Genomic DNA, 13,580 nt, shown 5'->3' on the forward strand with positions numbered 1-13,580 from the left:
TGTTGAACGCGTGATTGCTGTCGGTTGTGGCCTTGAATTTACGCGTCCTGACAACTCGTATGCCATTCTCACGCATCAGCCGACCAATCCGACGATGGCCAACGTTTAACCCCAGCTCCTGCAATTCGTGAGTCATGCGCGGTCGGCCATAGCTTTGCAGGCTAAGCCGGTGCTGGTCCCTGATATGCGCCAAAAGCACCATGTCATCACGCTGACGTTGACTGATGGAACGGGATTTCCAAGCGCGAAAGCCGCGAGAAGTCACCTGCAAAACACTGCAGAGAAACTCGATAGACCAGATCTTCTTCCAGGTGTCGACAAAGGCAAACCTCACGCCTTTTGCCCTGCGAAGAAGATCGTCGCCTTTTTTAGGACCTCCCTCTCCTCGCGCAGAACCCGGTTTTCCTTGCGCAGGCGGGCGTTCTCTTTCTCTACATCTTCATGTGGGCCAGACATCAGGTCGTCGTTCTGGTGTTGTTGAACCCACTTGTTCAGGGTCGAAACGCCAACCCCCAAATCCGACGCAATCCGGGGTCGCGTCAGGCCGCTGGTCGTTGCAATGCGAACCGCGTCACGCTGGAATTCTTCGCTGTATCTTGGTGCCATTTCTTGTCTCCTTCATTGCGAATATCGCTCGAAAGAGACCGGAACTAAATCGGGACAAGACCAAAATGGGAGACTGGTTAAATTCCGAATGCCCATGCGTCCTCCAGTCAGCGAAGTGACCTTCGATTCATACGGAATTCATTCAAGATTTGTCGCCCGTAACAAAAGAGGAAACTTCGCAGTCATGCCATGGTGGGGCTCTTTTTCGCCTTTCGCCACAAAGTACCATTGACCAGGGGACATCTGACCCAATTTTGCGGGAAGCGAGGGCAAGTTCTGAACATCCAAACCTGCGTCAATGAGAGAGCGGGCGTCAACAAAGTCGATATTGTCCTCTTGGGTTTCAGACGGATCAATCGCGTAATGGGTATGGTGCTTGTCCCACCCTGTGAAAAAGCAATACTCATTACTCACCTGCGAAAAATCGATGGCGGTTTTCGGTCGCAACGACAGATGGAGGGCAATGGTACTGATCTCTGCGCCGACAAGAGCGGCCTGAGTATGGACGTCTTCCGCTGCCTCTAGGCCAGTCGTTGAGAAAGAAGCCAGGGACAGTCCCAACCAGAACCCAGTCCAATAATTAAGTTGCGAATACATTGCGCATCTCCTTCGACTGTTTAACCAGGCTTGATTTGACCCGGCGTTTGAAGGATGGAGCCGACGCCCCACCCTCCTATCGTAAAATTGGTTTTTCTGCGGAAGTGACAGCTCACATAGCAGGCTTGAATATTGCAAACTGAAGATCAACGCAGGGATCATTGGGCCACTCATTTGCACAGCCACCGTTCATCGAGTTTACCATAGCATTGGCCATGCCTGACGAAGGTGCCTGATGATCGCGGATTACGGCGTGAATTTCCGCCGCATGAGCATCGACCAGGCCAGTGCCAAATATCGCTTCAGACGCGTCACCAAGTGGCAAATGCCCCCGGAAATTCGCCTTGCCATCGGTATCAATTATCAACCCGTCCAACCGAAGCACCGAGATATTCGCCGCTTTTATGCCGTCCATATTCATCGGTGGGGCGCCGTCATCAGGAAGGATGAATTCACCGTCCGAGTCCAAATTGAATATATCGTTTTCGCCGCATTCACCTCCGGAACAGGCGCCTGGCTGGTTGAAAACCACAAACCAGGCAGTAACGGCGTGACCCGGTGTTAAACCAACGGTTTCGATCTCCATGTAGACGCCGTTGTCCATGCGCATCAGCATTGCTTCTGTGCCTTCAATTACTGAGGCATCTTCAAAAGACTGCATGGTTGTATTTTGACTCGCCTGGTCTGCGGCGACCGGATTTCCACCGGAAAAAATCAACGCGGTGCTTAACGATATTGCAGCCATTATTTTTTTTGTCATTTCTAGGTTCCTCCCAAAATGGGTTTAAGTAGATGGAACCGCTCGACTGGCGCATGTTAACACATTTACCTCCAATCGTCGCTCGACATTACGTGTTTAAATCCAGTGCATTCTGGTTCAATTGAGGGATTTCAAATGCAATCAGGTGATCAAAGCTCGGTAGCCGCAACTGCAAGCAGACTGTACAGAGGGCGTTCAGGCGGAGCGCAGCGAATGACAGGTTTGAGCCATTTAAGGACGTACTTCTGCTGGCCTCATAGACCACGTTTAGTCGGCGCGCGGCCTCTGTAAAAGCGGGTTAGTTATACGGTGATCGTTGTGGTCTGAGCGTTAGTTCTGTCACGCAACTGGTATTGGGCAGGGAAATGGCAGTCAAAATCATTTCCGAAATGTCCGTGAGTTGGATCATGCGAGACCGGTCTTTGCCCGTATCGTTGACGGACGGCGTATTTACGAAGCCAGGGTGAACAAGCGTTACTCCAACGCCGTGTTCTCTGACGTCTTCGAAAAGAGCCTTCGCAAACCCGGCTTGCGCGTGCCGTAAAGCGCAGTGTATGGCGTGGTTCTTCCATCCGAGCCACGAGGTGGGACCACATATATAAACGAAAGCGCCTTCCGATTTCTGGATATCAGGCAAGATATGTGCCGTTAGCCGAATCGTTGCCCGTAACACCTGGTCGATGGAATTGTCCCAATCAGAAAAACGTTCAGTCGATACTCTCCCGTAAGTGAACTTAGCCGCACAGTGGATTAGGGCGTCCAGGCGGTCAGCAGATGTAGCCCAATCCGCGAGGGCTGCCACAGCAGACATGTCTCCCATTTCGGCTGCAAATGCCTCCCCTGAGCCTCCTGCTTCTCTGACCAAGTCTAGTGTTTCTTGAAGTGCATCTTCGCGGCGGCCATGCGCCAGTATGTGCCAACCTTCCGAAGCAAGTCTGACAGCTGCGCCACGTCCTATTCCGCTTGAGGCACCAGTAATGAGTGCGGTCTTGGCCATCTGCTTGTCCCCAGTCAACTTGCATATGATACCACAGGTCATGGGGTGCGATCCGAACAATATTTGGTGTCCGTTTCGTCCGTAGGGCAGGCATTGGTGCGACGCGCAGCGAAAGCCCGCTTTCCACCCATACTAACCAAATTCTGCGGCGGCAGCATTGGTCACGTCGGGCGCTGAGCTCCCGTTAGATACGATCTAACGAATACCGACACTGGGCCAGAAGCAGAAGGCTCCACACTCTCATAAATGGAAGCGGCCGCCCATAAATTATCTTTGCATCATCGCCGCAAGCGCGGGGTTATCAGACGCAACACTTCATTTGCGCCCTCGATGCTGATGACACCTGCGCTGATCGTGGTCGTGGTTTCATAGCCGATGACTGGAAGGCCGAAATCCGGGTGGGGGTTGTTCCAGTCGATCCCACATTGGTTGCCATCGATCCAGACTTCGCCCAGCCCTTTGACCGGCAAGTCAGACAGGGCTGTAATGCGGGTATAATAGGCATTCGGCGTTTTACCGGTTTCCCCCCATTCGTTGTGGTAGGCCAGAGAGCCGGCAGTCGCATAGCGCCCGGGAATGAAGGACCGCGGCACATCGGCGCCCTGCCGGATCTGCCCAACGATGCCTCTTGCTTCCGGAGCGTCTGACTTGCCTGCAAATACGGCGGCCAGAGCGTTGAAACCAAACCCGATACCAACTTGCAGCAGCGAAGCCGCCAGCCGCGAGAGTTGTGCCCAGCCAGGTCGTCGCGAACCATGTCGCGAGTGAAGAAGTAAGGGCCATTAATTCACCCTGCAATACTTTGTTTCTGCGGGCTGCTATCCGCGCGTGCGGAAAAGCCGGCCGACAACCGGATCAAAAGCCGCGATCAGCGCGTCAGCATCATCGAATTTCAAGCTGTAGGACGCGAAAGTCGCAGTCCAGATCGGTGCGCCAAGATCTTTGGTCTGAACGGCTCCATTCGCCTGACGTGACAGCTCTTGCCGCCACTGCAGGCGAAATTTTGCGACATCCCAGCTGCGGCGGCTGATCATATTACGTGGGAACACCAGTACCATCACAACGCCCTCCGGTTTTTACCAGTCCGGACGGTGCGGATCACCTGACTTTTTAAAATTTGTCGCCATCTGGTTTTGCGTGGCCTCGATGCGATCCACAGCGGCCTGATCCGCGCCAGGGGCATTAATGACTGGTGAGAAATAAAGCGGCACGTTCAGGATCGCACCCGACGTCGAGGGAACAAAAACCTCGCTGTTGGGCGTGTTTTCGTTCACCAGATAACTTTCGCCGGCGCGCACCGGCCCGCCATTGGCCCTCTTGCCGAAGACAGCACCGACAATGCCAGCCAAAAGTCCGCCCCCTCCGCCGGCACCCGACGAAAACGGCCCGGAGCCAAACAGCGCCGCTTCGAGTGCCGCCCGGGCAAACTGCTTGGCCAGATCTTCCAGCACCCCGCCCAGGTTCTCGCCCTCCACGATCGCATCCAACACGCCGTTTTTGAAATCAGCCTGGGCGTCCGCGTAAAACTGCTGCTGCTCGCTCGCCGCGCCATATTCTTCGGTTACCCTCTGCTGTTGTTTGGTCGCTGCTTAAAGCCTGGACCTAAGGTTCTTGATCATGGTGCGGCGAAGCGCAGCGCGGCCGCCGTGTGCTTGTGAACGCCCAACGCGTCTCTGGGTCAGATCTGATAGACGTGGCCTATATGGGCGCCCTCGATCTCATCGAGGCTGCTCAACCGGGTGCGTTTGAGGCGGTGGCCAAGTAAGCTCATGGCGTGGGCTGAGAAACGGAGCGTCCGGCTTGAATATATCCAGCCCCACTCTCACGCATGTAAACATACGTGAGAGTGCAACGGGAAAGCCACAGCAGAACGCCTGTATCGAGCGCTTCAACCGCACAGTTCGCAGCGAATGGATCGGACAATATATCTTTGAATCAATCGAGGAGGCACAGGACCAGGCCACTGAATGGCTTGTCTTATGCCGAGGTTGGCTCCCCTGCGATAGAGGAGCCACTGGCCGCCAAACCAATCATTGCAGTCGGTGGCGGCGGTTGGACCGTAAATGGCTTGGTCGGCAGGGACCGTTTCAGAGTTTGATCAACCGCCGTCTTCACCAAGAGCCTGAACGGATCCCCGCGTATCTCTCGGGGAAGCTGCATTCCTCCCCTTCCTCGCGCGCCAATGTCCTGACGGCGCCCGAGAGTTTTCTTGTTCGATTAGGGCACCAGTCGAAGGGCTTCGAGATTTCGCCCTTTGATGTAGTACCCCCAATTCCCTGGAATACCGAAAGTCCGAATTCAGGCAGAATGGCCAGAATGTGGTCAAAAATGTCGGCTTGAATATCTTCGCAATCGGCCCACGCGGTGGTATCCGTGGAACAGGAAATTTCGATCGGCAATCCTTCAGAACCGGGTTTCAATTGGCGAACCAGAAGGGTCATACCGTGTTGAATTTTTGCATGTGCCTTCAGGTATTGCTGAAGATAGGCCCGGAAGGTTCCGATATTTGTCAGGCGTCGCGTGTTCGAGTGCAAATTACCGGTTTGACGAATTTCGGCCAATGTTTGCTTTACCTCCTTGGCATTAATGTCGTTTTGCCATCGCCTCTTCCCAACCCTTAACCAGGGTAGTACGGCGCGTAGGGTATTTTTCTTCCAGCACTTCCAGTTCCTGAACCCGATCTGTTCTGAAATGCCGGTAGTCCTTTCTCGTTTCGCACCAGGCGACGATAAACCGATCCCTGTCCAGGTAAGCGATGAACAGCGGCCAAACCACCCGATTGGTTACTTTTTCATTTTGGTCTTTGTAAGCAAGTTGCAGCTTGGACCTCTCTCGGATTGCACGTCTTAAAGCGCCGCCGTCGAACGGGTCTTGAATTTTTGACCGCGTAGAGATCGACCTGGAGCCAGCATCCAGGACAATCGGACGCAACTCCTGTGGAATCGCGGCAGATAGTTTGGCAACCAGATCTCTGGCCGCGCGCGTAAGCGAGGGATCGGCTTGTGTTGCGACCCAGGCTGCCCCTAATGCAGCTGCCTCCAACTCATCAGCCGTCAGCATCAGGGGTGGCATATCGTATCCGTCGTCCAGGACGTACCCCGTCCCCGCTTCGCCAGTAATCGGCACGCGCTGTGCCATGAGCTCCGCCATGTCACGGTATAAGGTACGTAGAGATATTTCCAATTCAACTGCAAGGCTTCGCCCCGTCACAGGTGATCGGTTTGCCCTAAGAATTTGGATGATTTGGAAAAGACGTTCGGTACGTCGCATTTTTTGCTCCTGCTGTCACACTGCTGCCATAACGGTGTCAGCAGGGCAACCTTAACAGGGGATGAACACAACAGAGCTATTGCGGCAAATTTGCCAAGAAAGAGAACTCCCAAATGATACACCACCACCGAACACTAGTGATTGATGCCAGCCCTGATGCCGTCTGGGACGTTCTTGGCCGGTTTATGCACGTCGACGAATTTGCGCCGCTCGTTAAATCAGTCGATGCTCTCACAGATGGTGAAGATCAAGTTGGTTCGAAGCGGCGCTGCCACTTTGATGACGGCAGCTCCCTTGTTGAAGAAGTGACAGAATGGGAGGCACACCGCAGGTATCGTGTTCGTTTGTCGGAAACAGCACCCATGCCACTCAACGAAGCCTACGCAGAGTTGAGCATAAAGCCACAAGGTCCAGGGCAGACGCATGTGGAGTGGAGTATGGATTATCGCGTCAAATATGGTCCATTTGGATGGATGTTGGGTCAAACACTGATGAAAATGATGATGGGCAAGATACTCGATGGCAATCTGAAAGGGCTGGCAGACAGGGTTCGGTCAAACCAAACTACAGCAGCTCAAACGCGCTGAACCAAAAGAATCCATGAGTAGCAAGGCCTGCGAAAAGCAGGTTTTGATCTTTCAAGTAACTAAGACCGGAAGTTATATGACAAAGACAAATATAGGCCGCAGTATTTTTGCGCTCATAGCTTTATTCTTCATTGGAATAGGCTTGTCGCTGATGCTTGCTCCAGCCCTCATACTTGATCACATGTTGGTTGAGCCTGTGGAAACTGCGGCTGAACTCTCGAGTATCCGCGCCCTATGGGGCGGGGTGACATTTGCGGTCTGGGCAAGCGTCCTGCTGGGCGCTGTCAAAGCCAATCCTGACTATATTCTCGTCGGCTTCATAGCAATGCCGACGGTCATTTTTACTCGCCTGGTGGGCTATTATGTCGACGGCGCGTTTCCAGAGTTTGTCTCCGCGGTCCTGCCGGCGGTTTTCGTACTTATTCTCATGCTGATTGCTCACAAACTCATGGCGAGTTCGACAAACAAGTAAACCTAGTCAAAACGGAGCTCCTGTCGCGACGGCCGGCGTATGTCCGCTATCAGGGCAGGCTCTTTTCGCTTCTATGGCCGTTTTGTCAGCAGTGGAGTCATTCAAGCTATGCGCTGCGGATGGCGACTCCCCGCCTATACTGACGAAATGTGCCTGGTGCAGCAATCGGACCACTTCCCTCTGCCACCACTGTCACCAACGGCCCTTTACCGACGTTCGTGCACATCGCAGCTAACGGCAGTTCGGAGCCCAATGTGTTGAATGCTGCGCTTGCGATCCAATGACCGTTTTGCTGGTGCTCTGCTGCAAGAGGTATCAGCCTGCTAAGATTGATTCGGACCTTTTCCGACCCTCGGGAGCGCGCGTGTCCCATCTGACATTCCGATGCAAAGCACGATTTCGTCTGCGCGTGGTGCGTCGGGCACCCAAAGGGTCATCGTGTCAATATGATCGAACGACCATGGCTCATCTTTATGTCCAGGCGGGAGATCAATGCTACTGCCCACTCCCCCAACCTTATGGTTGGACGGCATGAGAGCTTTGCCGCCGACAACGGCTTGCCGCACGGGTTTGCCAAGCTTGGGGTGCAGCACTGCTGCGCCGTGCTCCATTGCGCCTGAAGAACCGACAAGCGCGGCTTTGCCATAGCAAATGGGTGGCCCCTCAAGCATTTTCACGAGCTCTTCTGCCAGAGATTGGCCGAGTTTCGAACCAACGTCGAAGAGTTGCGAAAGGTCTTCCTGGTCGATCCCGGCAAATGGATTTTGCACGATTGCTATTGCTGCGACGCGCGTGGTCGGATCACAAGGTTTGCCCATTTCGTCGGCTTCAATGATTTCCTTGGTGAAAACCGTTTTTCGAATATCCATGATCAGACTTTCTTTTCCACACCAAAGGTGCGTGGGTTTTTGAAATACCGGAACGCAATCGACAGTGGATTCACCAACGCCTTGCCGAGATCGTTTTATCATCCCAGCGGTCCGCGAATTGCGGCCAGTCATACAGAATGCGATCATTCACCACATACCAGATCCCGGCCCTGGAATGGCTATCGTTCCCAATACCAGCCGGGATTACCTCATATCCTTCGTCGGCGCTTGCAAACGGTGCTGTGATCGGCAATGTCACCGCGCCGTCTTTGGTCAACTGACTGCCGGCCATTTTTTGCGGTCGGGACTTGCAGGCTAAATACGCACCAGGTGGTTGTCCCAGGACCAGTCGCCGGCGACGGCAATGGTGCGCGGATCGTCTGGCTCCGTCTGGGTCAGTCCACCGTTCATAGTGATGGCAAAACCACCACCGCTTTGCGCCACGCCGCATGCGCCGTCCATCGCGCGGTCGCCCAGTGCATTGCCTCCACTGTCAAAGAACAACACACGCCCTCCCCTGGGACCGGTCACGGCGATCTGATCCCCGCTTGCCGCAATGGCCACCGAGCCCGCATAATTTTTCAACCGCACCGTCTGCGGGTGATCAAGCCAGCGCAGAGCCTGACCGCGTCTGTGCAGCGCGACCAGCGGCACTGGCTGCAGCGGGTTGCCCTGCCACTGGCTGGCGATCGCAATCTGACCGCGGGAGTCCACGTCAAGATGGCGGATCGAATTCTGGTACAGGGCCGGTTCCGGCTCGACGGTTTCAAGCAGGGCGCCGTCACTGCTCAGATAAGTCAGGTTGGGGCGCATATCCGGCAGGTTAAGTTTCGAACGCGCTGAATCCGGACGCGTGCGGATGCCGCCATTTGCCACGGCAAACACTCCGTCGGGCAGACGGATGATTTCATGGGGGCCGATGCCGCCGGAGGCCACTTCTCCTACACGTTTCCAGCCGTTTTCAACATCCCAGATGCCCAGAACCCCGGCACCGTTTTCCCAGTCGTTTTCGGTGGTAAACAGATAGCGCCCGTCGCGCGTAAAGGCACCATGACCGTAGAAATGGCGCCCCTCAACCGCCGCCAGCCGCGTGATTTCACGACCTTTCGCACAGTCAAGAACCACCGCAAAACGTCCGGGTCGGCGCGCGAATGCCACGGCGACAGAGCGGCTGGGATGGGCTGCGGCGGCGTGGCCACGCGAAGGTATCGAAACAGCAAATCTCACCTCTCCCCCTGCCCCGAGCCCCACGAGCCAGGTGGAATTGTCCGCGCGGCTTGCTGCAGTGAGAAAGGCCGGCGCGCCAAGCTCCGCCCAGGAGGGGCCGGCGACTGTGGCAGCGCCGGCGGCCAGCAGGAAACGACGACGGTCCATCAATCGCCATCCGCCGCTGAAAACCCGGTTTCGACCTTCAGCCTGGCTCCGATGTCCCGGTTCAGCACCGACCTCAACGCAAGAGTCATGTTCTGCAGCGATTCGACACGGATGCGGAGTGCAGGGTCGATTACCGCCTCCGGAACCGGCGCTCCAATCTGATGCAGACGGTCCTGGACTGCGGCAAATGCGTCCAGCGCGCGCTGCAGGTTTTGCGATGGAACGGCGGCGCCAAACCCATCCCGCAGCATGTCTGAAACGCCACTGATCTGCGCCGACATGATATCTGCGGTCAAACCCGCACGCCAGGCCTCTGCGCGTTTGGGAAACGGACGGTCAAAACTGCCGAGCGGCCGGCCAAGGCGGGCGTCGCCGACCCGGGTCAGACCAAAATGCAGCGCGGTGTAGAGCGTTTTGGTGAACTCGGCGTCGTTCAGATAGACCGGGTTGTCGGGCCCGGCAGCGCGCACAAGGTCAGCCCAGCCATCGCCAGAGAACCATCCGGTATAGAGCCCGTCAGCGATATCAGACAGATTGGCTGAAATACCGGTGATCGCGGGGCATTCTTCGGCGTCGGTGAACAACAGCCGCTCTATCGCGGGAAGACCCTGGGCCGCTGCCGAGCCTCGGGCGATGAAAGCCGGATCAGATTGCGCCTTCGGAGTGGCTTTCAGAAGCTGATGCAGGGCGCGGCCGGTAAAGTTCTTCTTGTCCGGCCAGAAGTTGACCCGCAAGGCCGCACCGGATTGCTCTACCGGGCCGAACTGATAGCTGTCCAGCGGTGCCCAGGCCAGCCATGCAGTGCGGAACACCGCCAGGTATTCATCGCGTGGCAGCGCGCCGGCGCAGAATAGCACCGAGGTTTTCTCCAGATCGGCAGCTGCGGATCTGAAGGCACCGAACTGGGATTCCAAAACGGCCAGCGCCCGTGTCTGCAACGCACGATGGTCGATGTCGACGGCACCTGGAATGGAGATTTCAACAGGTGAGGTCTGCGCCGATGAAGAACTGGCGAGCGCAAATATCAATGCGGCGGTCAATAAGGGTTTCATGATCAGAGCGACTCCAAAAAAGCGATCAGTGCAGCGCGGTCGTCTGCGGGCATCAGGCGCACGGTTTCTTTTGCGGCTTCGGCTTCGCCGCCATGCCACAGCATCGCTTCCAGCAGGCTCTGCGCCCGCCCGTCATGCAGAAATTCGGTGTGGCCGCTGACGGTTTCGGTCATGCCAATGCCCCACAGCGGCGCGGTGCGCCATTCCTGGCCATCAGCCTGCCATTCGGGGCGGTTGTCGGCCAGGCCAGGCCCCATGTCATGCAGCAGCATGTCAGTATAAGGCCAGATCAGCTGAAAACTTTGTTCCGGGCGGTCAGACAGGCGGTGGGTGACATATTTTGGCGTGTGGCAAGAGGTACAACCGCTGGCATAGAACATCTCTTTGCCCCGCAGCACCCGGACATCGCCTTCATCCCGCCGGGCGGGCACCGCCAGGTTGCGGGCATAAAACGTCACCAGATCCATCACCTGTTCGCTGACTTCCAGATTGTCCTGCGACGGGGTGTTGCCGTCAGGGGCGGCCAGGCAATCAGTTTGCAGCGCGGTACATTCGCCGGACCCCGCCGGGTGCAGCGGATTGGACAGGCCCATATCACCAGCAAAAGCGCCCATGGATTGCTCCTGGATCGTGGCCGCACCGGCTTTGAGACCAAAACGGCCCAGCATCCACTGATTATACAGGCCGGACCAGACCCGGTTCGGGCGACCGGAAATACCGTCATCATCTGCGTCTTCAGGGTCGGCGATGGCGAGGATATCGGCTTCGCGCACAGCTTCCAGCAGGCCCAGGCCGATCATCTGGGGCGATACGCGGGGCGACAGCTGTGCCTGGGGGTGCAGCGCGCCGTAGCCCAGATCAGACAGGCCGTAGGCCGGGGAACGTAATGTGATCACGCCGCCATCTCCGAGCGTCACCGGCAGCGGCGTATAGTCGATCTGCATGCGGGCTTCGATACTGTGCCCGGCGATTGATTTGTCCTGAATCTGGGTGCCGTAATTCGGCTCTGGCGCATTGGCCATGTATGCGAGCAGGTCTTCGCTGAGGTCAGAGGCGTCTTTCGGGATCGAAATGCGCATGAACATCGATACGCCGGTGTCTTCGTCGCCTTGCGGCGTATGACCACGGCCATCTTTGATATGGCAGCGCTGGCAGGCCCGGGCATTGTAAATCGGTCCCAGACCATCGGAAGACACGGTAGAGGCCGGTGCGGTGACCCAGAGTTTTTTAAAAAAGCCGTTGCCGACTTTGAAATCCATTTCCGACGAAAACGCCATGTTGGAGGACGCGAACGAAAACGCGTCGCGGGTCTGGTTATTGAATTTGGTGGAGCCGCCACCCGCCCGGGTCTCAAAATTTTCGGGCGCGGCAAACTGATCCGTCGGCGCAACCAACGGCGCGATCCGCGCCTCTTCAGCCTCCGTGCGCGGAAGGATGTTCAAATGAGGTTCGCCGAGCAGCGTGACGGCGGAACCAGCGGACTCAGCCTGGGCGGATGATGTCGCGAACGTAGCTGCTGCAAGACCCGTCAGAATGGCTGAGACGGGGCGCATATTGCGCCCCGAATTGGCTTTCATAATCATTGTATGCCCTTATTGAAATACAGCTGCCTGGTCGTCGAGACTGTCGGAACCTTCGACAGATACCCCCTCGATACCTGCGACTTCGACCGCGCGCTCAATATTGCGGGTCTGCGCCACAAGCGCGTCGATCGCGTTCTGGATCAATGCTTCTCCGGCGTCATTGCCTGCTGCCAGAAGCTGGTCGTAGCTGGTGCCGGCTTCGGCTGTGGTGCGGATGGCACCCAGAGCGATCATTGTGGTGTTCAGATCATTGAGCAGCGCTGCACCGAGAGCCGGGTCTTTGGCCAAGATCAGATCATGCAGCGACGGGCCGGTCACCACCGAGCCGTCAATGCGCACATAGCGGCCAGTATAGACGTTGCGCACGCCGAGCCCGTCAAAATAGTGGCTGTTGTGGGTGTTGTCGGAGAAACAGTCGTGCTCTTCTTCGGGGTCTTTCAGCAGCAGACCGAGCTTCATACGTTCGCCTGCCTGTTCACCGTAAGACAAAGAACCGAGGCCGGTAAACGCCATCACCAGACCTTTGCTGTTTTCGGCGGTCACGTCTTCGCGGCCCTGCCCCGTCGGGGACCAGTTGGACACCGCGTCTTCGAGGTCGGAAATCAGCAGGTCGGTTGCTGCAACCAGGTAGTCACCACGACGGTCGCAATTGCCAGCTGTACAATTGGCGGTGTCAAAATCCGCTACCGGGCGCGCACCAGCACCATGGTCGGTTCCGTTGAGATCCTGGCCCCAGAGCAGGAATTCAATCGCGTGGTAACCGGTCGCCACATTGGCCTCGATCCCGTCTACTTCGTGCAGCGATTCCAGTAGCGCCGGGGTGATCTCGGTGGCATCAATTTTGGTGCCGGACACTTCAAAGACCGGGTTGGCGATGATGTTAACTTGCGAATAGGGGTTTTCATCGTTGGAGCCGAAGCCCGCGTCGATGTAATCGATCAGCCCTTCGTCCAGCGGCCAGGCGTTCACTTTGCCTTCCCACTCATCCACGGTCGGGTTTCCGAACCGGAATGCTTCGGTCTGCTGGTAAGGCACACGGGCGGCCAGCCATGCGTGTTTGGCGGCTTGAATGTTCGCCTCTGTCGGTGCTGCGATCAAAGCAGAAACAGCCACTTTGAGAGCTTTTGCCAGGGTCAGGCTGTCTTCATAGCCCGCCTGGGCGATGTCGGCGTAGTTTCCCAGGATATCTGCAGTTTCGACTGCTAAGGCCATAACGGCCGAACCAAACAGCAGAGGAGCTGCAAGAAGTGATGTGCGCAGGGTCATAATTTGTCCTTATTACTTTCGCCCGCCGGGCGGATACGGCGACACCACTACCCGACAAAATTTATCAGGTAAAGGGTTTCCGACAAAAATACTCAGAATACGCGCCTCAGACGCTTTTGGGCGCGATCCCCGGTATTTTGTCGCAGA

The 13,580-nt window shown here is 56.4% G+C and carries 17 protein-coding genes and 1 pseudogene; 3 read left to right on the forward strand and 15 right to left on the reverse strand.

The features are described from left to right. The 8 genes from DWA01_RS12310 to DWA01_RS12345 form a co-directional block, all read right to left on the reverse strand. Window positions 1-334: IS3 family transposase (locus DWA01_RS12310; RefSeq protein WP_136057632.1), on the reverse strand; the 334-nt coding region annotated here is incomplete at its 3' end. Then, window positions 331-606, reverse strand: coding sequence for a transposase (locus DWA01_RS12315; RefSeq protein WP_114283652.1), 276 nt, complete (start codon window positions 604-606; stop codon window positions 331-333). The genes DWA01_RS12315 and DWA01_RS12310, both read right to left, overlap by 4 nt. Window positions 607-744: 138 nt before the next feature. Then, the gene (locus tag DWA01_RS12320) at window positions 745-1,203 is read right to left on the reverse strand and encodes a hypothetical protein (RefSeq protein WP_114286140.1); all 459 of its coding nucleotides are present in this window, start codon (window positions 1,201-1,203) and stop codon (window positions 745-747) included. 112 nt (window positions 1,204-1,315) lie between these two features. Further along, the gene (locus DWA01_RS12325) at window positions 1,316-1,963 is read right to left on the reverse strand and encodes a hypothetical protein (RefSeq protein ID WP_114286141.1); all 648 of its coding nucleotides are present in this window, start codon (window positions 1,961-1,963) and stop codon (window positions 1,316-1,318) included. A gap of 298 nt (window positions 1,964-2,261) precedes the next feature. Next, window positions 2,262-2,960, reverse strand: coding sequence for an SDR family NAD(P)-dependent oxidoreductase (locus DWA01_RS12330; RefSeq protein WP_160116041.1), 699 nt, complete (start codon window positions 2,958-2,960; stop codon window positions 2,262-2,264). 278 nt (window positions 2,961-3,238) lie between these two features. Next, window positions 3,239-3,553: a hypothetical protein gene (locus tag DWA01_RS12335; RefSeq protein WP_114286143.1), complete on the reverse strand. Its 315-nt coding sequence runs from the start codon at window positions 3,551-3,553 to the stop codon at window positions 3,239-3,241. Between the two features lie 225 nt (window positions 3,554-3,778). Next, window positions 3,779-4,021, reverse strand: coding sequence for a hypothetical protein (locus DWA01_RS12340; RefSeq protein ID WP_136057740.1), 243 nt, complete (start codon window positions 4,019-4,021; stop codon window positions 3,779-3,781). 15 nt (window positions 4,022-4,036) lie between these two features. Then, the gene (locus DWA01_RS12345) at window positions 4,037-4,447 is read right to left on the reverse strand and encodes a hypothetical protein (protein WP_136057741.1); all 411 of its coding nucleotides are present in this window, start codon (window positions 4,445-4,447) and stop codon (window positions 4,037-4,039) included. A 276-nt stretch (window positions 4,448-4,723) separates the two neighbouring features. Between DWA01_RS12345 and DWA01_RS12350 the strand changes: the two are divergent. Continuing rightward, a pseudogene (locus DWA01_RS12350) lies at window positions 4,724-4,934 on the forward strand (integrase core domain-containing protein); the annotation flags it as partial. A gap of 137 nt (window positions 4,935-5,071) precedes the next feature. On the opposite strand, the gene DWA01_RS23925 reads toward DWA01_RS12350, so the two are convergent. Beyond that, window positions 5,072-5,521 (reverse strand): mechanosensitive ion channel domain-containing protein, encoded by a 450-nt coding sequence (locus tag DWA01_RS23925; protein WP_272867853.1) that lies wholly within the window; start codon window positions 5,519-5,521, stop codon window positions 5,072-5,074. 22 nt (window positions 5,522-5,543) lie between these two features. Beyond that, the gene (locus DWA01_RS12360) at window positions 5,544-6,230 is read right to left on the reverse strand and encodes a helix-turn-helix transcriptional regulator (RefSeq protein ID WP_114286147.1); all 687 of its coding nucleotides are present in this window, start codon (window positions 6,228-6,230) and stop codon (window positions 5,544-5,546) included. A 113-nt stretch (window positions 6,231-6,343) separates the two neighbouring features. Here DWA01_RS12360 and DWA01_RS12365 point away from each other — a divergent pair, with 113 nt between their 5' ends. After that, complete coding sequence (locus DWA01_RS12365) at window positions 6,344-6,817, forward strand: SRPBCC family protein (protein WP_114286148.1); 474 nt, start codon at window positions 6,344-6,346, stop codon at window positions 6,815-6,817. A 76-nt stretch (window positions 6,818-6,893) separates the two neighbouring features. Further along, window positions 6,894-7,289, forward strand: coding sequence for a DUF4345 family protein (locus tag DWA01_RS12370; RefSeq protein ID WP_136057742.1), 396 nt, complete (start codon window positions 6,894-6,896; stop codon window positions 7,287-7,289). A 323-nt stretch (window positions 7,290-7,612) separates the two neighbouring features. Here the strand turns inward: DWA01_RS12370 and DWA01_RS12375 are convergent, their stop codons facing one another. From DWA01_RS12375 to DWA01_RS12400, 5 genes are all read right to left on the reverse strand, one after another. After that, window positions 7,613-8,260 (reverse strand): amino acid synthesis family protein, encoded by a 648-nt coding sequence (locus tag DWA01_RS12375; RefSeq protein WP_235008537.1) that lies wholly within the window; start codon window positions 8,258-8,260, stop codon window positions 7,613-7,615. Window positions 8,261-8,473: 213 nt separating this feature from the next. Next, a complete protein-coding gene (locus tag DWA01_RS12385) occupies window positions 8,474-9,532 on the reverse strand; it encodes a DUF1513 domain-containing protein (RefSeq protein ID WP_235008538.1) in 1,059 nt (352 codons plus the stop codon). Next, the gene (locus DWA01_RS12390; protein ID WP_114286153.1) at window positions 9,532-10,584 is read right to left on the reverse strand and encodes an imelysin family protein; all 1,053 of its coding nucleotides are present in this window, start codon (window positions 10,582-10,584) and stop codon (window positions 9,532-9,534) included. Before DWA01_RS12390 ends, DWA01_RS12385 begins: the two co-directional genes overlap by 1 nt. Before the next feature lie 2 nt (window positions 10,585-10,586). After that, window positions 10,587-12,161, reverse strand: a complete 1,575-nt coding sequence (locus DWA01_RS12395; RefSeq protein WP_419187002.1) for a di-heme oxidoreductase family protein — start codon at window positions 12,159-12,161, stop codon at window positions 10,587-10,589. Between the two features lie 15 nt (window positions 12,162-12,176). Next, on the reverse strand, window positions 12,177-13,433 hold the full coding sequence (locus DWA01_RS12400) for an imelysin family protein (protein WP_114286154.1): 1,257 nt from the start codon (window positions 13,431-13,433) through the stop codon (window positions 12,177-12,179). Window positions 13,434-13,580 lie beyond the last annotated feature (147 nt).

Source organism: Candidatus Halocynthiibacter alkanivorans (assembly GCF_003333265.1).
Classification (GTDB): domain Bacteria; phylum Pseudomonadota; class Alphaproteobacteria; order Rhodobacterales; family Rhodobacteraceae; genus Halocyntiibacter_A; species Halocyntiibacter_A alkanivorans.